Source organism: Paraperibacillus marinus (assembly GCF_046237605.1).
GTDB classification, from domain to species: Bacteria; Bacillota; Bacilli; order Bacillales; family DSM-1321; genus Paraperibacillus; species Paraperibacillus marinus.
The window spans coordinates 1,353,361-1,374,629 of record NZ_CP143542.1 but is presented as its reverse complement, the minus strand read 5'-3'; the positions used below and the strand labels follow the sequence as shown (position 1 = coordinate 1,374,629).

The following is a 21,269-nucleotide window of genomic DNA, read 5'->3' as shown; positions in this document are numbered from 1 at the left end:
TGAACACCTCAGGCTATATTTCTGTCCATTCTATCACTTTTTGAAGTGCAGGGTCATATTTAAATACAGCTTCGGCTTTGCGATTGCTTTTGGTTGAAGCATACATATGGACCTCTATGATTTCTTTATGATTCCATTCGTAGTAAAGATCTCCATGCATGTAAAAGAGAAAGCCATTGCCGGCAGGGCCTTCTTTTTGTTCCATAATCTTAATCAGTTCTCTGCTGCCGAGCCTCAGCATGTAATCAGCTTTCAGCTTTTCTTCTGCCTCATAATAGAATTGTTTCTCAGAAACAAAGAGGGATATAGCCGCGATCAGCGCCATCCATACTAAAAATGAGAAAACCATCACCATGGGCAGAACATTCCCCTTTTCTCCCATCAAGGTCCGCCTGCCATCACCCATAAAAACCCCTCCATGGAAAACCCCATTTTATCGCCAGCCTTAATAGTCAGCCCGCCTGTTTCCACCACGGCTTGAAAGGAGCTGATGTTTTGCAGGAGGATTTCGTGGCCCGTACCATCTACCCTCCTCCTGATTTTGTCCTGATATTTTTCCACTATGACCGCCTTGTCTTTAAAAAAGAAGGTTATCCCAGAGGAGTGGACATGTATCCCGGAGGCTGAGGCGGCATCTTTCTTAAGCTGTCCAAGGAATACTTCCCATTCCATCTCATCGATGCTTCCCTTCACTTCCATATCTTTTTTAACATAAACAAACAAGCTCAGCACCAGCGCTGAAACAGCAGATAAAATCATCAGGCACAACAGCATTTCGATCAATGTAACCCCCCTGTCATTCCTTGAATAAATCACAAAGCTCCACTCTCTTTTTCTTGAAATTCAAATAAGTCAGGCACCCCTCCTGGTAGCCTGGGAATCCACCTGCTGCCCGGATTGAAAAATTGTATTCTTTATTTTCAATCGAAAAGGTGCCAGCACTCATTTTTCTGTCTCCCCTTCCAGAGAGAATCAGATTTTTATCGAGCATATGCCTGGCTTGCATTCGAAGAGTATTATCCTTTCTGTCCACCTGTATTTTTGAATAAAGGGGCAGCCAGGCAGAAATGATTATGCATAGAATGACCAGCGAAGCCAGCAGCTCGGCAAAGATATATCCTTTATTGTTCATTGAGATAAAACCTCCCCTTGCCAAGCTGAAAGGTCATCTTCCAGCTGCGGTTCCCGCATTTTATATGGAGAATTCCCGCTTTGCTGATATTGCCTGAAGCTGTAAAATGAAACTTCATTCCAAGCGTCCCCGGATGCAGTTCGATTTCATCCGGAATTTCCCTCGTATAAATTTTTTCGGTCAGGCTTCCCGCCGAGTACCTGCGGCTATTCATATCGATTGTCACAAACAGAACTGACTGGCTGCTCATGGCATATTGTTGGGCAAGCAGGATATCGGCAGCGAACTGTCTTATAAATAATTTAGCCTGAAAGGTTTCCTGCGGGTGCGTCTTTAAGTTGAGCACTATACCGGAAATCAAAAGGAAGATGGTTAAGACAACCAGAGCCTCTGAGAATGTAAAGCCTTTTTGGTTAAAGACTGCGATTTTAAGAATCTTCTTTTTTGATGACTGCCTCACCATTTGCTCCTATTACAACAGCCCTGCCGTCAGGACAACTTGTCTGCTTCAAGTAGCCATCTGTTTTAAGGGTTTCGATGCTGTCCGGTTTTGCATTTTTATCCAGTTCATATGATTGTATCTGGGCATCAACGGTCCGAAGAAATGCATCGCACCCTTTTGTCTGAATGGTGGATTGATTTTTGGTTATATTCGGGATCGTAATGATTAATAATACTGAAATGATCAGCAGGACAATCATCATTTCAATAAGTGTAAATCCCCTTTCATTCATACTAAAATCCCCTCCTATAAAGTGTTGAGCAGCGAATACATCGGCATAAGCACTGCCATATAAATGCTGACAATCAGCAGGCCGATAATGGTAAACAAGGCCGGCTGTATGATCCGCTGGTATAGTTCTATCCGCTCTTCCATGACTGACAAAAGCTTTTTACTGTAATAGTAAAGCTCCTTATCCAGCTTTCCATACTTCTGGCCGCTTGCCGTAATTGCAGCTAAATTTTTCTCGAAATAAGGCAGGCCTGATAGAATGCTTTCGAGAGTACTTCCCCTCGTCAGCTCAGCCTGGATCTTTTTACTCAGCTGGTGAAAGAACGGCTGCTGCTTTGTTTTGGAAAACAGCTGGAAAATCTCATTGATGGACAATCCCCCAGTGAGGAGCCCGCTCAGCTGGCTGGTGAAAAACTGGGTGGTATAAAGTCTGATAAAATTTCCGGCTATGGGGATTTTCAGGAGGAACGCCATTTTCTTCAGTGGATTCAAATTTTTGTACCAGATAAAGTAGACGGCGAAGCATAACGCAATAGCAGCGCCCAAAAAATAGGGTGAAAGCTTGATAAGTTTAGAAAAAGTTATCACAGAATTGAGGTATATATTGGCTGAGGTATCCATGGATGAAAACAGCATCTGGAACTTTGGCAGGAGCATACGATCGAATCCATAGAAAACAAGAAGGGCAAAAAAGAGCAGCAAAACGGGGTAAAACATGAGTTTTTTTATCTTATCGCCATCCTGGCTTCTTTTCAGCCAAAATGTCCCAGCATCTTTTAAGGAGGAAGAAAGCATGCCGTGCTGTTCTGAAAAAAACACATAACTGGTCATGCTCCGATGGAATTCAAGGGAGTCAAGAACGGAGTGCAGCGGGTGCCCGCCCCTTAACAATTCCACTGCGTAATCCAGGTCCCTTGCCTTTTTGGTGCTTTTATTAAGCTGCAGGAAATGGAGTGCATGAAGCAGCGAGTAGCCAAGCTCCAGCAGTTCTCCCAGCTCAATCAAAAAGAGTGCCTGTTCCTTCACTTGCCATTTACTCGTTTTCATATTCATAGACCCATCTGTAAAATTCCGCATCTGTAACATATCCAAGGGCAACAGCCTTGCTGATTTCATCCTTGAGATCTCTTGGCTTGAACTTTTCTGATTTTCCTTCTGCTTCTCCGATGACGGCACCCAGAGTCTTCCCATAAAGCAGTTCATATACACTGACCCGCCTGCTTTTCAGTCTTCTGCCGCAATTCCCGCTGCATTCCCCTTTGCAGACGGGACACTTCAATTCAAGAAGTCTCTGAGCTGTCACCGCAATCAGGGTCTGCTTTATCTCATGCAGACTCAGACCGAATTCCAGCAGCCGGTAGACGGCGCCTTTAGCATCCCGGGTATGCATGGTCGAAAGGATAAGATGGCCGGTCAATGAGGCCCTCACCGCGATGCGGGCTGTCTCGGCATCCCTGATTTCACCGACCATAATGATATCAGAACTATTGGCACTAATTTACCTAGTATGAATCAGTATGAACCAGTGTTTAATTTCCTTACTCTCTTACTTTTTATTCTCTGTTAAATATGAAGAACTTCGAACTAATCCTATCTAGTTCGTGGTCATTCTGTGGTCATGTGGTCAATCCGCACGGCCTTTTTTTTATCCTATCTTTATCTTCACTTTTTGGTCTTTCGCTTGTACTGGTGTTTCCCTTTGTAAAGACTGGATAAATTGGGTGAAGGATTCAGCCTGGAATAACTTGAATGGGTACCCGCCACCAATGCCATAACGCTGATCAGAGAGAATAAGAACATGTGGAAAGGGTCCCTGGATAGTTCTGCTATTATAAAGGTCCAGGTATCGATCTAACTTCTCCTCCATTTGCTTTTCATTAAAATAGGAGTTTTGAACTTCCACAAAGAATTGTGTTTTACGAAAGACACAATAAACATCCGGTTCCGCGCCTTCTCCCTTCTTACCGTATTTAGGTTCAACCAGAAAAGATTCGAGCTGCCCTAGTATCTTTAATTCCTTATAAACATTTACAATCGCAAGGAAGTGTCCTATCTTTGCACTGTTCTTCTTCATCTGCACATCCGGCCCAAAGTATACATATGGGACAAATGCTGTAGAGCGCTGAATATGGCCCTCTCGAAGTAATCTAAGCAATACATTATTAGCAGCCAGTGTAGGATTCTTCAACTTGGAAAAATGCAATGCTGCAATCGAGTCCCGATCCATGACACGAAATTTGTTGAGGTCCTTAATAATCTCTTTATCACGGTTGGTCAATGACATCATTGAACACGTCCTTTTCGGTTAATTGTTTGACTGCCTCTTTTACCTCTGGAGCTACTTCTTTAGCGTCCTTGGATACCATCAAAGGGCTTAATATCTTCTTCGCCTTCTCTAATTTCAAATAAGGTGCCTGGAGCTCATATAATTTATCACTGTTCATGATCATCCGGCCTTTGGTATCAATTTCATCTGCACCAGGAGTATTAACAATTCGTGATTCAATTTTATCCCTCAGCTTAAACCCCATGCTTACCGTTAAATTAGCCCTTATTGTGGTATCGAGTACTTTACCATTCGGGCGCTGCATGGAGAGTATAGCGAAGACTCCCAGGGTCCTCCCAATTGCCACAAGCTCCGTTAATATCTCCATCACTTTTTCATCTTTTCTCAGCATGACGAATTCATCAATACATACCACGATGTACGGCCGCCGGTGCTCAGCTGGGAGATCATCCACATGACTGACTTCAAATGTCTCTGTTAAATCACTACGTTCATCCAATTCCTTCTTGATGTGTTTAAGCATCTTGGCTATAGATTTCCCATCACTTAAAACGCATTTTGTATGCTCAACCTTTCGGAATATATGAAACTCGGACTTCTTGCAATCCCCCAAATAAAGCTCTAATTCTTCAGGCTTTTTAGAGCAAATGAGTGTGGTCAGAATCGATCGCAATTGTGTAGACTTCCCCGATCCGGTTTCTCCGGCTATTAAGATATGTGGTTGCTCGAGCAAATCAAAAGATACATACTGGCCGTTGCGGTCCTTTCCACAGATGATGCCTAATTTGTGAGCAGCAACGACCTGCTGTATTTCCTCAAATTTATACATCAATTCATTGGGCATTGTGGTCTGGAACACCGTCAATGTGAATTTCTTAAGGTCACCATCAATTTGAATGTTTTTACCAAAGTATTGCTTAAAGACATATTCCTTCTTTTTAACCTCTTTTGGATCCGTACCATTGATCAGCGTGAAAACAAAAGATATCTTCTGGTTTTCCTTATCCACATTAACCGCATGTATCTTAGGGTATTTTGAAGTTTCCTTATCTCCTTGCTTATAGTGAATAGATAAGCCGGCACTCCTAAACGCTTTCTTCAAATAAGTTTTGGACCTCTGTTTTAAAATCCATATTCGCATTCCCATTTACTCATCCCCTACAGAAATAATAGCACCCAGACAATGCCGCATAGGCCTGCTGTGGGTATAAGAAACTTTGAAGTTGTGGATATAACACTCGCTACATCATCTAAATCGAATGCTTCTAAAAACTTTTCAGTCAGGGCTATTCCTGTTATAGCTCCTGCAGCTACCAGGAATAAGGTGAATGTCGGGTCTCCCATAGGAAACAATGATTTAATCGTAAAGGCAGGGAAAATTGAATATACTTTCGTAGGTAGAGGTGTTTTCCTTGTGGATGGAGCTGGCGGGCTCATAAAGTCCTTAAAGGGAATAACCTCTATTTTCTTTGCAAACATGACTGCACCTTCCTCTGCTTGATTTCCTTTTCAATCTCCTTAAATAAAGCAATCTGGCTCTCTACAAAATTATAATCTGTGGACTTCTCCATTCTTATTAGACAATGAGTCAGATAGGTTTCTAAAATGACTGAGTTTAGCTCACTAAGCTCAACGACAAACCGAACCCCCTCACACTTCCCCACGTCACTCACTTCGTTCCCTCCTTTAAACATGTTTGTTTATTAGCCACTTCCCTGCTTTTTTTCTTGTACTATTGCATTAGTGATAAAGAGTAGATAATGATTAAAAAGATAAGAAAAAAACAGTTAGTACTGAGTTTATTCTGTTTATCTACTGTTTAGCTTTCGTGTTAACAGCCTATGGAGAACTGTATGTCCAGTTATCTTGTCCATATAAAAAAATTAAAAAGGATATTGTATATAGACAGTGGAATAGATATTTGAGGTGAAACATATATGATTTTTAAATGCAGATTAAAAGTGATGCTTGCTGAAAGAGATCTGCAGCATGGCGATTTTGCAAATAGGTTAGGTATTAGCCGAGCAGCCATGAGTTCTTTGGTAAATAACAGAACTTTACCTTCATTCTCAGTGGCTTACAGAATCTCCGAGGAATTACAAACAGATATTAGGGATATTTGGATTAGAAAGGAAGGTGAAGAATGAAGATCAATATCGAGGTAGTACTCCTGGTAAATGAAGCGAGGTCTCTTCAAAGGGGAACCTTTCCGGTGAACAGCCGTAGATTTACGGAGGATTCAGACAAAGAAGCAGCTGCAGTAGCTTTTGAATGGATCAGGAAATTAAGAAGGCTGTCTGGCTACTTTGCTGAGGCATCGATTGTGAAAGTTACCTATGAAGAGAAGGATATTACAGAATTAGTAAAAACTTTAGAAGGAGTGCAACAATGAGTAATCTATTCAAATCACTTTTATGTATCGGCTTAACGTTCACTTTGTTTGGATGTAACGAAGAGGAGAAGGCGGAACCTGCAGCAAGTGAGCCTAAAGCTGAGGAGAAGGCGGTAACTGAGCCAGAACCATCACAGGAAGAGCTCAATGCGGCATTGAAGAAAGAAGCCAAGGAGGCTGACTTTGTTGCAGTAAATGGTGGTGAAGTTGCTGAGAAAACGAAATTGTTTATAACCGGCGAAATCACCTTAATTACTCAGCCGGATGGTCCAATCTATGAATTTACTTTAACTTCAAATGAAGGCGACGGTTTCGGAGTGTATTCTGTAAAGTTATTAGGAACTGATTTTTCCATTTCTCAAGGGGATCAGGTAACTGTCTACGGAGTGTACACTGGAAAAAATGACTTGGGTATGCCATCCATTACCGCCACAATTTTAGAGAAGAAATAAAAAATGGCCCCTCTCGAATGAGAAGGGTCTTTTTTTATATTACATGAAGACTCGAATTACCGTTGCGACGGTACCTATTAGTGTAAGTCCCGTTGCAATTGCTGTTATAACTATCCAAAGCTTTGCGCCTGATATTTCTTTGGAAACAAAATCTTTAGATGCTAAGTTTTGCCTATCTTGAGGTATATCTTGACGTAAAGAATTAATACTTTCCTGAATTTTGTCCAGTACATCAAGTTTTTTGGATCTTTCTTCAATTACAGCCAGTGAAGTTTCTATTTTTGCGATTCGTACATTTGTATCATCTAATTTCTGTATAACTTCTTTTAGCTCATACATATAGTTATCCTCCTCCTTATCAGGAGAAATTTGTTCAATCACTTGCAATGTATCTTTTACACTAATCAATTCGGCTTTGAGCGCTTTTATTCCTTCAAGAATTGATTTTATTTCATCGGGTTCTTTGCTTTTATAATATGTTCCAGTAGCAGAAAAGGACTTCCCATGAAAGGATGAATTCTTATTGCTCACTTCAGGACGATTAGCATAACCTCTAATGATTCTAGATAGCTGCTCCGGAATAGAATGGTCTAAATGTACTTTTTCTTCTTTCCTAGAGTTATCAACCACGATTTTAAGTGCTTGATTATCTTTCATCTTCTTCATCTTCTTCATCTTCATCTTCGTCAAGCTCAGCTGGTTCTAGAATTCCCATCTCTATCATTAAGGAATAATGATTATACATTAATTCATCAAACTTTTCCTCTGATGGTCTTTTTGAACTGAATTGTATAGAAGAGAGCAAATGATAAGATAAGCGGGCTATCATATGAGTTAGCGAATCTTGATCAAGGTTAAACACTAAAGTTGATTGGTCTGACCTAATTAGCCTTATCATTGTTCTATCTTGTTCATTTGTACCTATATACTGGCTGGTTGAAAAATCCATCTGATTGTTCACATATTTCATTGCACTTACAAAGAGTATCCCGAATTTTTTCACCATTACGTATAACTGAAAATCAAAATCCTTTGAAAGGTCTGCTTGGTCAAAACCTTTCGCGAGTATATGAACCACAAAATTAGCAGCTTTAGATCCTATAAACCTAGGGAAAATGGTCTCAGCTAAGTCAATTAAGAAAAAAGGGTAATTTTCTTCTGCTTTTAAATGGCTGAGTAGTTCTTCTAACTTGCTAACTATGCTTTTATCTCTCTCGAATTGAGATAATAGGTCCGCATACCCCTCGTTCAAATATAACTCTTCTTCTATAGTTTCAAATGAAACTTCTTTTCTCTCCATAAGCTCTCTCCTTATATTCAAAGGATATAAACCATCTTTTTATTACAAAAAGTTACAAAATCCATAAGTCATTACCATTATAATCTATTATTCTCCATTTTTGTAATGTTTCTGTAAAGTGTAAATACCCTTTCTTTTTTTAAAAAAACAAAAAGCCCTTCTCTAATAGAGAAGGGACACTTTTCATTAAATTTCCAGCTTCTTGTATTTAAAGTTTTTATCCTTCATGAATTTCTCAAAGTCCTCGATTGCTGGATAACCTTCCGTGAAGGTCCCTGTGGTGAAGATGAACTTTTTCTTTGGTGCTACAGTTGCAGGCTTTGCGGGCGCTTTATAAGCAATGCCCAGGTATGCAAGAATGGCCTTAGCGTGGATTAAAGATAGGGAATCATAAAACCCGTCCTTGTTCTTGAAAATTAATTCAAAGTCATCAGGATTGGTCATGAAGCCATTTTCTGTGATGACGGCCGGCATATCCGTTTCCCTTAGCTCATGAAAGTTTGTCCAATCGCCGCGCTGTGAAGGATATGTGCCACCTGAATAAAGCGGGAATCCATACTCTTTGGCAAACTTAGCATACAGGTCAGCCGCCCTTTTGCCATCCGGGGAAGTTTTCCAATAGAAAGCGCACAAGCCACGTGCTGAAGGTGAAGCTGCGTTTGCGTGAATGGACCAGTATAGATCGGCTTTCCATTTATCAGCCTTGTCGGTACGAACCTGTAGAGGGACGTCCTTACCCATTGGTGGCTGAACGACTAGAACGTCTACCCCGTGTCTTTCCAGGATAGCACGGACTTTTTCACCGACTGTAGCATTGAAAGTGTGTTCTTCATAGACCTTGCCGCCAACAATTACGAATTTTGAGCGCACGTCCTCATATGTGTTGGCACCGTGGCCATATGACAATGCAACTTTTGGCATCTTGTTTTTCCCCTTTCATTAAAAAAAGCCACCCGCAGGCAGCTCATTTAGGTTCTGTATAGTTTTGCGCCCTGGCACTATCCCCCAGGCCGGCTGTGGTCGGATCCTGAATATTCCCCAATGTGGAGAAAACTCCAAAAAGAGCATTGATGACGGCCAGAACCCAGCCCTTAATTTCCTCTGTTAGCTGAAAATCCGTGAGACCAACAGCATGAGCACCCACCAATAGAATTTCTGCCAAAATAAAAAGTTGTGACACAAAGGCCATAACCCAGAGTTTATTCTTGAATCGCACAGTCCAATTGATCATGTCTTTAGCCTCCGAACCATTTCATAATGTTGTCCCATTTAGTAATAACAAAAGATACCAATCCAACTATGCCAGATCCGCCGCACAGCCCTAGGAAGAGATCTTTTCGAGTCGTTATCTTTGTCTTCGTGATTTCTCCTTCTTGGGTAGCCCTGATTTTATTCATTTCCCCTTCTTCCACAGTCTTGAGCTTCTTGATATCCAATGTATGCTCTAACAATTTCGTGGTGAGTTCTTTTTGGGAACTGAATTCTTTTAATACGGTATTTTCAATTTGGACTTGTCCTTGCTTGATTTGAGCATTTTCTTTTCTAACCTCACCCAAATCTTCAATGACTTTCCCGTAATTTAGTTCTAGCTGTCCAATCCTTTTTTCATGATCTTCCAATCGATGTGGCATATCCATCTCCTCCAAGGATATTCCCCCTTATCATGTTCTCTCTGTCTCACCCTGCAGCTTTGATACAATAAAAAAAACACCTCCTTTACGCTGGTGCTTTCAGTCTTACTTCTGTGTTTTTGTTTCCTTTTTCTCTTGTCCCTTATCAAGTTCGAGCCCCTTCACTCTTGCCCTGAGGATCATGATCTCACGGTTAGCAGCCATCAATTGTGCATCGTACTCATTGAGTACCAGGTTGATATCTAATGCCTTTTCTTTTTGTTCCATGATCTATTCCCCCAATTTAAGATACTTTTCCTGATAATTCTTCCACTCGCTTCTGTAAGGACTGGATTTGCGCCTCATACTCCGCAAACTTGTTTTCTACTTTAAGATTCAGCTGCTTAGTTGCGACCATGTTGTATGAAAGCGTGGAAAGCACATCATAGCTTAATATCCCATATTCATCTTCCTGGATAATCTCAACAGGCGCTTCCTGAGCAAAGAATCCAATTCTGGACTTTGCATCAAGATCATCCCAGTGGTAATTAAAATTGATGTAATTCAAATCAGTAATTCCCTTCAGCGCATCGGTTTCAAAGTCACTAACCTCACACTTTAACCGTTGATCAGAAGGATTTGAGAATGTACCACTTACTGTTAGATTTTTGTCTATGGTTGCATTGCCATAATCTTTAAGAAACGCACAGTACACGCTGCCACTGCTGTTCCAAAAGTGTGTACCATTTCCAATTTCTATAGATCCGGCATATACAGCGCTTGTTGCCTTTACTGTGTATCCCCAAACCTGCCCATCAGCGTCAATGTTACCTGAGCTATTTACATAACCAAAATAGGCACTGTCTCCGGCTTGATAACCTGCAGCATTCTCTAAAACCCAGTTTCGAGTGGCAACTGTTTGGCCGTTCCAATATAGGTTACCAAACTTCGTGTTGATTTTAAGGTCCGATAGAGCCTCAATTTTAAGATTCACTTTATCGATGTTTTCGTCTGTACTCCAGGCACGTAGTCGATATGTTGCAGTTAGAGCATCAGATTCGGTTTCATAATAATCCAAACGCATGCTGGCATCAGGGGTTTGATTTGAATTGATTAAGAAACCAAGGTTTCCATCGATCCGCACGGTCTGGAGAGTACCGGTGATATCTGACCGAGTCCTAATCTCCAGCTGCCCATTCCTTAGAACTACATATTCCTGGCCGCCAGTTCCGTATTTTTCAGTTTTTAGGATGCTTCCTGTAATGGTAAGCTTTCCGGAATCAGGATCTGTGATTGTAGCAAAGTTAACTCCAGTTATGGTACCTGAAACAATATTTCCACCGTTGATAATTGTTTTTGCTCCGGACTCACTAAGTTCAATTAATCTATCCAGAGCGTCAGTAGCAGCCTCTTCCGTATTAGTAATTAAATCCTGCATGCTGCTATCAAATGAGCTAAAGGTTACTTTCCCAGTTAAATTAATGCTGTTACTTAAGATATCAATAGCCGTTGGGCTTATTGAGATGGAGGAAGCAATATTTTCTCCATTGATCTCTCCAGTTTCAGAAACAATCAATTCTATACGGTCAGAAGTAAGTTCAATCTTAGAAAAAGCTTCCTCAAGGTCTCCATCTAATCTTTTAACCTCTAAAGAAATCTTTTCATTAGTCTGTTCTATTTTAGAACGAAATTCCCTTTTGTTCTCGTCAACTTCGATGCGGGTTTCTGTCAGGATATCAGAAATCTTAGGTTTGATGTTTCCAATGGTATAGACACTCCTGCCCTTCTGATAAGGCTTGAGTTTCCTTGCAAGAATCCTGGTTTGAAACTCTATTCCTAATGGCTCATAAATCAGCCAAACTTTGTCCCCCAGGCCCCTTGGTTCACCCAAATCCAACTCTTCAAGATCAATGGACACTTCCGGTACATCGTTGAGACTTTGCTTGATATGGTCCATGAGATGTTCCGCCACAGTGAACCGATCGTCTGAAATCGGTTCAGCGTATTTAAGACCATAGATGGCCACATTAGGAGAGCGATATTCCACTTCCAATCCGTTTGCTCCATAACCCTTTATAGCTGTGGTCAGATTATCGGTGTTAACTTCCCTCTTTAGAGCCTGGATATTATGCTTATACCTGAATTGAAAATCTTCATCCGTTCCAATTTGCTTAGAAAGAACGATGTGGCGGCCTGGCAAGATCTGCAGCTCACAATTGAAGGTTTTACAAAGCTCTTTCATCATGGCCAAGGTATTTGAGTTTCCAAAGTTGAATAGCAACTCTTGAGCATAATCACCTTGTATTTCATAAGTCCAGCCACTGCCGGCCATCGCAAATGCGGCTGCTTCCTGAATAGTTTTGTTACCGCCAATAAGCTGATCTATGGGATTGTCGATGGTATCAAAGAAGGTACTGGGGGCCCGAACCAGTTTTGAATTCTTGACCTCTGTAAAGCCCCTTATCCTGAATTCATAACCTTCCCATTCCACAATGGATTCCTCTTGGATCAAGGGAAATACATGACTAGTCTGCGGTATAGAAAACGTGGTAAACGTAAGGGAAAAGTCTCCATTCACTTCATCATTTAGTTCCAGATCCTTAAAATGCGCTAAGGGTTCGGATATACCGTTCCGATCTGTGATAATTAGCATTTATTCACCGCCCTTCCTGGAAAATAAAAATCCCCTTTTTACGGAAAGGGGATTTGAATGTATATATTTAGATAAATGGATGCCTTAGTAATCTCTAAAGGTGCTATAGTTACTATTGATCCACTTCATGATGGACATATAAATGACTTTTGCCAATGTCACATAACCAATGGTATTATAATGCACCCCGTGAGTTTGGTTAGCGCCATTGAGGTGATATTCATTGCTCATAATGTTAAATAGTCCATTATTCGCTAAATCCAGATAAGGTAGATTATATTTTGCTGCAATTTGCTGAATCACTCCATTGGATATAGCATCATTAACATTTTCTATGGAGCAAAGGAAAATCTTAATCTTAGGATTTTGCGCTTTCATACCCTCGATGATTTTACAATAGGCTCCTGTGTTTGTATCGGCATATGGTGTGGAAGCGGTATCTGCTGCCAGCGTATCTGTTAAACCTGAATTTTGCCCTAATTTTATAATCGCAAAATCATAATCCGCAAAATTGAATTTTGGATAGTCCACCTGCCACCATCGGAGTGTAGTTGCTCCGCTTTCACCGCCGTTTGTCACATTCCACCCACTCATGCGGGATAAATAAACCGGGTAGGATTTTGCCCGAAATGCATCGTTTGTGGTTTCCCTTGCTCCTTCTGTGATGCTGTCCCCGCAGGCAATCCCGTTGACAAATAGTGCTTTTAAATAATCATAGGCACTTAAATTGATTTTGTTGATATCAATAGGAGTATTGGCTAACGCATTGTAAGGAACCAGTACATTTTTAAGTTTTGGAGTAGGATCTTCATACGGCACTAAGGTTATCCCGGTCTGTGCTGCATCGAAAAATTTTATAATCGTTCCAGGGTTTAAAGTTAATGCCCCGTTGTAATTGGCTCCTGTGATTCCCAGAATCATATAACTGGCATTGGAAACAATTTTTCGGGAAGCTACACCATTTAAATTTGCAAAAGTGGAAAGAACTGCCCCATTTTTATCGAATACCGTGGCGGAAGCAGGAACAGACGAGACAACAAACTTATTCAGAAACTTGGTAAGATCAATCCGTGATGACGCATAATCCGTGGTGCTGGCTGAAACCGTACCCGTTGTGTAATCCAGACTCCCCTTTGTTAAAAGACTGTCTAATTTTATAGCAGATGTGTTAATCTCCATAAAATTGGTCTTCTCCGGGCTTATACTGGATGCTGAGAGATTGGCGGAAATATAGGCCATAACATCTTGTGGAATATTTTCACTTTTTAGAGTTAAATCTCCGAACTTTATATAATAATCTTCATAGGCGGGTGTGCTTGGAAAGGTTGCTGGACTGGAATTTAATTGAGTTTTTTCTCCGTTTGCCCCTACCCAGTTGAAATTTGTTTTAGTTAATCCGAATCGGATAAAGGCAGCGTTAGCGGGCGCTTTTCTATTTGTGGAGAAATTCGTATTTGTGACACCGCTAATAAACACTTTGTTTTTATCATAAAAGGAAAATTGACCACTTGGATAGGATCCGTAATATAGATTAGGAGAAGCTTCAATAAAATCTGTTACAACATCATTTGTGGAGGCTGTAATGTTCCCTGTTGTATGATCTAACAACCCATCCGTAACTTTGTTTCTGTTGAACAAGTTAGTGGATTTTGTTAAGAATTTTGCCATTCTGGGAGATATAGAATCCTCAGCTATTCCTGTACTTTGATATGTTCCTCCTGCAACCCAAGAGGAAGAATTCCAATAGTACCATTTTCCATCTTCTTGAACTACGAAAATTCCTGTTGCGCCTGTCGGGAAATCAGTTTGTAGTGCTGTTAAAGTAGCATATGCACTTTTCGGTGAAGCATTGCCAATATAACTGAGTTGTGTATCTAAGTAAATCTTATCAGCTTTATTTTGCGATAAATCCCCAATTTTATTTTGAACATCAGTTAAAGCATTGGCAGAATATTGTTGAGTAAATTTCCATTGTCCATTTTCGTAGCGATATATCTTGCTGTCATCTATTGTCTGAACCGTATCCCCAAACTTTGGAGAAGGGTAGGTGGTAGCAATGTTGGAATACGTATTGACTGCTGTTAACCATTGAGTCTTAACGTTATCACCTATTTGTTTTGCATAATCACCCTGCGATTTAGAATAATCACCTTGCTCTTTAGAATATGTGGCCTGTGCTTTTGCAAAGTCACCTTGTTCTCCAGCATATGTCCCTTTTTCTTCCGCAAAGTTCCCCTGTTCTTCTGCATACAAAGCTTGCGTTTCAGCTTCGTTAGCTGCTTCTAACGCCCCTAGCTGAGCACCATTTAATTCCTTGATGTCAGATTCGATGTCTTTTAGAGTTTCATTTAGGTCATTTCTGAACTCCCGATCTATGCTCACACCCATTTGTTTGTAAGGGAATTTAGGCATTTCATCACCGCCTTTATAAATAATAAAAACGGAAGTCAAAACTGATTTCAAAATCAGTTGCTCCCGTTACCGTAAAATCATTCCATCCTGGTTGAATGGTAATGAGTTTTTTATTTGTATCTTTAAAAATACTAGTTCCATTCTTCAAGGATCTAATTCCGTTAATCCCGATGATATCAGTCGGCACTGTGGAAGGAGTATAAGACCATTCTTCTCCGGTGGTATCATTTTTGATTTTAAGACTTGTAGATGCCCCTTTAAACGAAATGACCAAATGATGCTTGCGCGGATCCACAGGGATATCTCCAGGATTGTAAATCTGAAATGTATTCGTGGAATGAACATACTTAACATCATCCGCTTTGATTCCCATGCCCACTCCCCACACATCAGATTCAAAAGTCAGAGGATTTAAAGTGGTTCCCACACTCTCAGCAAAAGGGCTTTCTGTAATAAACTCTAAATTAAGAGTTCCCCTTTTACTATTTATCTTGTTCAATTTGAATGCTTCCGCCAACCTGACAAGCCATCTCTTATGTGGTTCTCGAGGGAAAACCACATAGAAGGCTTCTTTGGTTGCGAACAGCCTATTCAATTCTGAAGCTAGTAAGTAATAATCCTCTATGTCTTTTGATCGATAAAATAATTCAGGCACTATCGGTCTGTTTTCATACCGAGAATCAAGAACTATGTCTCCGTCTTGCCCATCTACCGTCTCCCTGGTATAGGTTAAAGATGGAGAAGGAATCTCGACTTTTAGAAACCGCAATCCATAGGATTTAATATCAATCTGAGAACCATCTGATTTATAGATAATCATGGCCTTACACCTGCAATTCTCATTTTAGAAGTATATCGGTTGCTTAGGCCCTGATCAACATCATCCAAGCTAATACCACCGAGAGCCCCGCCCTCAATAACAACTGTTGTATCCTTCAAAACCAGCTGAGCCAGTAAAGCAACGATGTCTTTTGTATCCTTCACTTGTTCACTTAGCTTTTCGAGTATTTTTTCCACATGAATATTATTAGCCGCGCTTGTACTCGAGGACTTTGAAGAATTGTTTCGCTGAATTTCTTTGCCTGTGATGGCCAATAAAGCCATGGCTTCTGTTCGCTGATCAGGGACACCAAGCTCTTTCCCTAATTGATTATATAAACCAAGGGAACGCTGCCGGTACCTGGGCTCAGTCGTGATTGCATATTCCGGATATCCATTCTCTGCAAATGCTGCAATCTGTGGCTTGGTGATCCGGCCTCCAGCTGCATAGCCTACACCTCTATAAGCATTCGCCAAAGTCCCATAACGAGAAACAGCATAACGGATTGAGGCAAGCATATTAGAAAGTGGGTCCCAGATGTCTTTTTCATATCCCGGCATGGCGAAGCTTCTAAAGGTTGGGTCTATCACCTGCATGAGGCCTTTACTTGGAGTTCCGTATTTGGTGGCGTTGATGTCCCACAGGTTTATAGCCCGTGGATTACCTCCAGATTCAGTCTCCATTTGGTGCAGCATCCTCTTCAGATTGTCGGCAGTGTATTGGCCGGTCATCATCAATGCTTTGGATGCTAATTCTGCCCACCTCTGTACACCCGCGCCTGCGGAAGGAACTGAGGACATAAACCCATCCATTTTCTCTTTTACCCATCCCAAGGCCATGTCTTTGACAAGAGATAGTGGATTTCCAGTAATGCTCTTGAACCATCCTGGCAGCAGCTGATCCGTCACATTGAATTTCTTGAAACCGTAATTAAGCAGAGCCTTTGGACCTTTCATAATCCAGTCGAAGGCATCTCCAATGCCACCCTCGTACCCAGGAAAGCCATAGCTTTTCAAAAGCTTCTCTGTATGCTTGTTTGGCAAAACGGAAGTACCTTTTGGGAGATTGCTATGGTATTCTGCTCCCCGGCTTCCAAGCATTGTGAGACCGCGTCCTGGGATGTGGGCTAATTCCCTTCCTTTTTCCCCGACAATTGCCGGGCCGCCCGGGTGCCCGCTTGCTGAAGTACCCTTTGCATACTGTTCTCCAGATACCCTCTGGACCGGCCTGCCCCCAACAGTAGGAGGTGCGTCCCTCACTTCGACCTTGAACACTTTTCCAAACCAGCTTATTACTTTGTGGACACCCTGCGAGATTTTATCCCAGGTACTTAGTACTTTTCCGCTCTCACGGTCTATTTCATCCCCGTGCTTCCCTGCTTGCTTAACTGCCTGATCTACAACTCTATTGTGCATGTCCTTAGCTGCTTTAACAGCTTCATCCCGCTGTCTTTTGGCTTCCTTAATCAGCTTGTCCGCCATGCTCCTGCCGATGGATCCTGTCTCATCGCGCTCTCGTATAATGGCTGCTATGGTCTTGTTGTACTTGTCATTCGCTTCTTTCACGGTGCCATCTTTAGCCTTTTTGCTATTTTGAATGGTTTCGGATGCCTGGCGAGCTGTAATTGATGAAGACTCAGTTCTTAACTTGGCCATTATCACTCTTTGCTCTACAGCGCTTTTGGACAGGGTTTCCACTGCCGTGTTCATCATTTTTTGCTGGATTGTATTAATCTCCATCTGTTCTTGTGAAGTTAATTTCCTTTTATCCTTAGAAGCAGTGTTGAAGATCTGAGTTATTCTTTTTTGTGAATCTTGAACCAGCTTCTCTTTTTCAGAGTTTTTCAGCCTCATATTCTCCAAGATCGCTTGCTCTGTATTGGAACTGATAGCCTTACTTTTCTGGAAGAAGAGAGTCATGGTGCCATAGGACTTATCATAATCTTTTTTCAAGTTACTTGAAATTTGATTCCCCATATCAGCGAATGTTTCGGTTAATTTTGTTGCTATATCTTTGGAAACTTTCTGCCCTGACCAGTTCAGCTGGTTTAACTGTGCGGTGGCATCATCATTCAACTTTTTATAGCTAAGAATGGATTTTGTCGTGGTGTCAGAGACTTTGCTGCCGAAGTCTTCCATAGCCGGAATGTTTTCCTCTTTTAGATGCTTAGTCAGCTTTACGCCGCCGGCTATTAATGCAGGAAGACCAACAGTTGCCAGCAGTCCCACAGGCCCACCAAAGGCTGCTACGCCCACCCTGGCTATCCCCATGATCCGAGACATACTTCCGAAATTTCTTACCGCTGTTAGCGCACTTGCTCCCAGCCCTGCCAATCTTCCGCGAGAGGCTGCCGCCCCTGTTCCTAAATTACCGGCCGCCGTTGCGGCTGTGGTGGCTGTATTCCCCAATGCCGCCACATTACCTGCCGCATGTTGAGTAGTTGTATTTAGATGATTCACATTTGTTGCAGCTGCACCCGTTTGGTTATTTAAGTTATTCGTTGAATCAGATGCGCCATCAGCATTCTGTCTGAAATCCTCAAATCCATTTGTGGAATCGGCTACTGAAGTGAGCACTCCAAGAAAGCCTTCCTCAGCATTGCCGAGTTGTGGGACTAACCTGCCGGCAAGGTCCGCCGCAGTACCAAAGTTTCCTCCCAGGGCAGTGACTGCTGTACCTGCGACACCGGCCCCTCTCCGGAGCAAAGTCATCCCTCTGCCGGCTCGGGTAGTTGCTTGATTGGCACTATCCACGCTGTTTGCGGCAGTCCGCGCTGTGTTACCCATGCCTTCTACAGCCTGACCCGTGGAGGAACTGCTCTCATTGTAATTCTGTAGAGCCCTCTCCCCATCATTCAGCGCTTCTGTAGTACCTTCTATCCGCCGTGTTGCATCCCGTTCTGAGTCTCCGAGCTGGTCAACACTTCCCCGGGTAGGATCCACAGCGTCATTATAATCCTGGACTGCTTGAGCCCCATCATTTAGAGCATTGTTTGTAGCTTCGATTCTATTAACTGCATCCGCTTCAGCATCTCCAAGGTTTCTGACGGCTTCTTCGGTGTCTCCGGTGCTATTCCTAAGCTTCCCCAGCCAGCCAACAGCTGAGCCGATGCCCCCTGATATTGCCCCTATGCTTGTAATTAACGCGCCGAGGGCTATGGTGACCGGGGCGATGCCGGCCGCGATAAGGCCAAATATTATAATGGCTTTTCTGCCTTCTGGACTTAAATTCTGGAACTTTTCCCCCATTGCTGTAAGCCATTCCGCAAGATCCCTGATATAAGGAGTGAGCTCATCAGATATTGTGATCCCAATGGACTCCATGGTCCCTTTCAGTTCCTCCATGGCCCCGGCAAAGTTATCTGTCATTGTGGCCGCTGCCTTTGCAGAGGCTCCCCCGCTGTTTTCGAGAGATTTGGTCATCTTATCTATTTCTGCCGGGCCGGCCTTCATCAGAGAGAGCATTCCGGAAACAGCCTCGGTTCCCACCAGGCTCGCCAGCGTGGCTGCTTTTTGAGTTTCAGTTTGCCCTTGCATGGATTCGGATAAGTTTCTGACCAGCTGGGAGAGGCCCACAAAGTTCCCCTGGGCATCCGTAATTTCGATACCCATCTTGTTCATGAGCTTGCTGTTTTCTTCTGATGGATCCAAGAGTCCGAGCAAGGCTGCACGGAGAGTGGTCCCTGCCTGTTCCCCTTTCATACCGGCATTGGTCATAATACCAATGGATCCAGACAGTTCTTCAAGACTGACACCCAGGGCGGCCGCCGGCGGTCCTGCGTACTTCAATGCATACTGCATGTCCGTAATATCTGCTGCCGATATATTAGCCGTTTGTGCTAAGATGTCGGCAACATCCGAAGCTTTTCCTGCCTCTAAACCGAAAATGTTAAGTGCCGCGGACATTGTTTCTGCTGTCTGGGCCATGTCTGCTCCCGAGGCTTCACTGGCAGCAATGACCCCGGGCATCGCTGCCATGATCTCATTTACAGAGTAACCTGCGGCCGCCATTTCTTTCATGCCTGCTGCAACTTCAGACGAGGATTTGGTAGTGCTGGAACCTAATTTAATTGCCTGATCCCGCATCTTGCCTAATTGGTCCCCAGTTGCCCCAGATATCGCCTGCACCTTACTCATCTGTTGGTCGAATTCCATGCCTGTTCTTACGGCTGCGATCCCCACACCCGCAAGAGGAGCTGTTACACTTATGGCCATCGTTCTGCCCACAGCTTGCATTTTCTCTCCTATGGGCGTTAGACGGTTGCTCGTTTCTTCCAGTCTTTTGCTAATACCTGTCCAGCCTGACTCATTCAACCGCTGTTCCCGCCGCAGCTCTCCCAGCCTGTCGGTTGTGCGCTGGATGTTCCGCTCCAGATTGTTTAAGGCTGCCACTTGATGGTTGACTTCCCGGGCCGCTTTCTCAGCTTGCTTAGATCCTTCCCCGTATTCCTGGACCATCCTGTGATATTCTGCCCGCACTTCCTGGACAATTCTCTTTTGTACTTCAACCCGGCTGTTAAGGCCCCTTAATGTAGTCTCATATTTCCTTACGGACTGATCAGCGCGGTCGAAAGCAGATAAATTCGCCTTCATTTCACTGTTCACTGTTTTGAGCCGGTCTTTTAAGCCGGTCAGGCCCCGGTCGAGCGCCAGGTGGTCTAAGTCCAGACCTATCGCTAATCCTTCGATTCTTTCCGCCATTGATTTACCTCCCTTCTACAGAAAAAATCCTTAACCGCCGAATGCTGCGATTAAGGATTTCTTTTTCTGTGGTTTGTTTCTTTCCCTGAGGACTTCAACGACAAAATGATAAGGCATGTTGAGCACTTCATTGATGTCCTTACCATTCTTCATCAGGTCCAAGATGAGTTTGTCCATATACTCTTTTTGCTTGGCGTAAGAAAAATCCTCATCCTTTAATTTTTCTTCGCCAGGTAGTTTTTTGCTTCTTCGGTCTGGAATCCTTGGGTGACAAATAACAGCTGCTCCCATAAAACAGCGCTGGCATTAGGTCCATGAATGCCATTGAATAGATCTTCTTTTGTAAACTGGTCTTTATATATTTTATTTGCTATAAAATCCAAGAGTTTATCCATAGAATCTTTTTCAGATTGCCCTTCCTGGTTCAACCCATCTGCCAGATCAATAGCTTCATAAACAACCGAGAGAGGAATAAATACTGGAGTGATATACTTTTCCGTTACAACTTCGCCCTCTTTAACCTCTTTAACCAGCTCGATCATATTTCTTTTTAAATTTGCCATAGTGTTCCCCTTTCAACATAAAAAAGCAGGATTACTCCTGCTCTCTGATTTCCTTGATTAATGGTTTACCAATCTTGTTATTTGAGGAAGACAATTCTTTAATCCGCTCTTTGCTGACCTTTTTATTTGCCGGGTTAGGGTAAGTGTCCCCTACTGCATATACTTTGTTTTTATCCTGCAAATCTTTAAAATCATGGATGACTTCGTATTTCATG

Annotated in this window: 26 protein-coding genes; 3 read left to right on the top strand and 23 right to left on the bottom strand. The window is 42.5% G+C overall.

What is annotated here, in order from left to right; genetic code table 11:
• Positions 1-13: 13 nt before the first annotated feature.
• From comGG to V1498_RS06925, 10 genes are all read right to left on the bottom strand, one after another.
• On the bottom strand, positions 14-406 hold the full coding sequence (comGG, locus tag V1498_RS06970; protein WP_409297795.1) for a competence type IV pilus minor pilin ComGG: 393 nt from the start codon (positions 404-406) through the stop codon (positions 14-16).
• Entirely contained in the window at positions 382-774 is a 393-nt protein-coding gene (locus V1498_RS06965) for a competence type IV pilus minor pilin ComGF (RefSeq protein WP_409299183.1), read from the bottom strand. Before V1498_RS06965 ends, comGG begins: the two co-directional genes overlap by 25 nt.
• A gap of 22 nt (positions 775-796) precedes the next feature.
• Positions 797-1,132, bottom strand: coding sequence for a hypothetical protein (locus tag V1498_RS06960; protein WP_409297793.1), 336 nt, complete (start codon positions 1,130-1,132; stop codon positions 797-799).
• Positions 1,122-1,592, bottom strand: a complete 471-nt coding sequence (gene comGD, locus V1498_RS06955; protein WP_409297791.1) for a competence type IV pilus minor pilin ComGD — start codon at positions 1,590-1,592, stop codon at positions 1,122-1,124. Before comGD ends, V1498_RS06960 begins: the two co-directional genes overlap by 11 nt.
• Positions 1,561-1,866, bottom strand: coding sequence for a competence type IV pilus major pilin ComGC (gene comGC / locus V1498_RS06950; RefSeq protein ID WP_409297789.1), 306 nt, complete (start codon positions 1,864-1,866; stop codon positions 1,561-1,563). The genes comGD and comGC overlap by 32 nt, the downstream gene beginning before the upstream one ends.
• Positions 1,867-1,880: 14 nt before the next feature.
• Positions 1,881-2,912 (bottom strand): competence type IV pilus assembly protein ComGB, encoded by a 1,032-nt coding sequence (comGB, locus tag V1498_RS06945; protein ID WP_409297787.1) that lies wholly within the window; start codon positions 2,910-2,912, stop codon positions 1,881-1,883.
• Positions 2,899-3,336, bottom strand: a complete 438-nt coding sequence (locus V1498_RS06940; RefSeq protein WP_409297785.1) for an ATPase, T2SS/T4P/T4SS family — start codon at positions 3,334-3,336, stop codon at positions 2,899-2,901. The genes comGB and V1498_RS06940 overlap by 14 nt, the downstream gene beginning before the upstream one ends.
• Before the next feature lie 174 nt (positions 3,337-3,510).
• A complete protein-coding gene (locus V1498_RS06935) occupies positions 3,511-4,149 on the bottom strand; it encodes a hypothetical protein (protein WP_409297784.1) in 639 nt (212 codons plus the stop codon).
• Positions 4,130-5,299, bottom strand: a complete 1,170-nt coding sequence (locus V1498_RS06930) for an FtsK/SpoIIIE domain-containing protein (protein WP_409297782.1) — start codon at positions 5,297-5,299, stop codon at positions 4,130-4,132. Before V1498_RS06930 ends, V1498_RS06935 begins: the two co-directional genes overlap by 20 nt.
• Positions 5,300-5,310: 11 nt before the next feature.
• The gene (locus V1498_RS06925; RefSeq protein WP_409297780.1) at positions 5,311-5,631 is read right to left on the bottom strand and encodes a hypothetical protein; all 321 of its coding nucleotides are present in this window, start codon (positions 5,629-5,631) and stop codon (positions 5,311-5,313) included.
• A 458-nt stretch (positions 5,632-6,089) separates the two neighbouring features.
• Between V1498_RS06925 and V1498_RS06920 the strand changes: the two genes are divergently transcribed.
• The 3 genes from V1498_RS06920 to V1498_RS06910 are packed head-to-tail and all read left to right on the top strand — an operon-like array spanning position 6,090 to position 6,996.
• A complete protein-coding gene (locus tag V1498_RS06920) occupies positions 6,090-6,299 on the top strand; it encodes a helix-turn-helix transcriptional regulator (protein ID WP_409297779.1) in 210 nt (69 codons plus the stop codon).
• Positions 6,296-6,544, top strand: coding sequence for a hypothetical protein (locus V1498_RS06915; protein ID WP_409297777.1), 249 nt, complete (start codon positions 6,296-6,298; stop codon positions 6,542-6,544). The genes V1498_RS06920 and V1498_RS06915 overlap by 4 nt, the downstream gene beginning before the upstream one ends.
• Positions 6,541-6,996, top strand: a complete 456-nt coding sequence (locus V1498_RS06910; protein ID WP_409297776.1) for a hypothetical protein — start codon at positions 6,541-6,543, stop codon at positions 6,994-6,996. The genes V1498_RS06915 and V1498_RS06910 overlap by 4 nt, the downstream gene beginning before the upstream one ends.
• A 39-nt stretch (positions 6,997-7,035) precedes the next feature.
• On the opposite strand, the gene V1498_RS06905 is transcribed toward V1498_RS06910, so the two are convergent.
• From V1498_RS06905 to V1498_RS06845, 13 genes are all read right to left on the bottom strand, one after another.
• Positions 7,036-7,653 (bottom strand): hypothetical protein, encoded by a 618-nt coding sequence (locus V1498_RS06905; protein ID WP_409297774.1) that lies wholly within the window; start codon positions 7,651-7,653, stop codon positions 7,036-7,038.
• A complete protein-coding gene (locus V1498_RS06900; protein ID WP_409297773.1) occupies positions 7,643-8,296 on the bottom strand; it encodes a hypothetical protein in 654 nt (217 codons plus the stop codon). Before V1498_RS06900 ends, V1498_RS06905 begins: the two co-directional genes overlap by 11 nt.
• 186 nt (positions 8,297-8,482) lie before the next feature.
• Positions 8,483-9,217, bottom strand: a complete 735-nt coding sequence (locus V1498_RS06895) for an N-acetylmuramoyl-L-alanine amidase (protein ID WP_409297772.1) — start codon at positions 9,215-9,217, stop codon at positions 8,483-8,485.
• A gap of 43 nt (positions 9,218-9,260) precedes the next feature.
• A complete protein-coding gene (locus tag V1498_RS06890) occupies positions 9,261-9,527 on the bottom strand; it encodes a phage holin (protein WP_409297770.1) in 267 nt (88 codons plus the stop codon).
• A gap of 4 nt (positions 9,528-9,531) precedes the next feature.
• The gene (locus V1498_RS06885) at positions 9,532-9,942 is read right to left on the bottom strand and encodes a hypothetical protein (RefSeq protein WP_409297768.1); all 411 of its coding nucleotides are present in this window, start codon (positions 9,940-9,942) and stop codon (positions 9,532-9,534) included.
• A 90-nt stretch (positions 9,943-10,032) separates the two neighbouring features.
• Positions 10,033-10,194 (bottom strand): hypothetical protein, encoded by a 162-nt coding sequence (locus tag V1498_RS06880; RefSeq protein WP_409297766.1) that lies wholly within the window; start codon positions 10,192-10,194, stop codon positions 10,033-10,035.
• Positions 10,195-10,210: 16 nt separating this feature from the next.
• The gene (locus V1498_RS06875) at positions 10,211-12,559 is read right to left on the bottom strand and encodes a phage tail spike protein (protein ID WP_409297765.1); all 2,349 of its coding nucleotides are present in this window, start codon (positions 12,557-12,559) and stop codon (positions 10,211-10,213) included.
• Positions 12,560-12,643: 84 nt separating this feature from the next.
• Positions 12,644-15,022 carry an SGNH/GDSL hydrolase family protein gene (locus V1498_RS06870; protein ID WP_409297763.1) on the bottom strand — a complete coding sequence of 793 codons (2,379 nt, stop codon included), beginning with the start codon at positions 15,020-15,022 and terminating at the stop codon, positions 12,644-12,646.
• Positions 14,985-15,791, bottom strand: coding sequence for a phage tail family protein (locus tag V1498_RS06865; RefSeq protein ID WP_409297761.1), 807 nt, complete (start codon positions 15,789-15,791; stop codon positions 14,985-14,987). The genes V1498_RS06870 and V1498_RS06865 overlap by 38 nt, the downstream gene beginning before the upstream one ends.
• On the bottom strand, positions 15,788-20,491 hold the full coding sequence (locus V1498_RS06860; protein ID WP_409297759.1) for a phage tail tape measure protein: 4,704 nt from the start codon (positions 20,489-20,491) through the stop codon (positions 15,788-15,790). The genes V1498_RS06865 and V1498_RS06860 overlap by 4 nt, the downstream gene beginning before the upstream one ends.
• A gap of 30 nt (positions 20,492-20,521) precedes the next feature.
• On the bottom strand, positions 20,522-20,668 hold the full coding sequence (gene gpGT / locus V1498_RS06855; protein ID WP_409297757.1) for a phage tail assembly chaperone GT: 147 nt from the start codon (positions 20,666-20,668) through the stop codon (positions 20,522-20,524).
• Positions 20,669-20,706: 38 nt separating this feature from the next.
• Positions 20,707-21,054, bottom strand: a complete 348-nt coding sequence (gpG, locus tag V1498_RS06850; RefSeq protein WP_409297756.1) for a phage tail assembly chaperone G — start codon at positions 21,052-21,054, stop codon at positions 20,707-20,709.
• Between the two features lie 31 nt (positions 21,055-21,085).
• Positions 21,086-21,268, bottom strand: a complete 183-nt coding sequence (locus V1498_RS06845; RefSeq protein WP_409297754.1) for a hypothetical protein — start codon at positions 21,266-21,268, stop codon at positions 21,086-21,088.
• Between the last annotated feature and the right edge of the window lies 1 nt (position 21,269).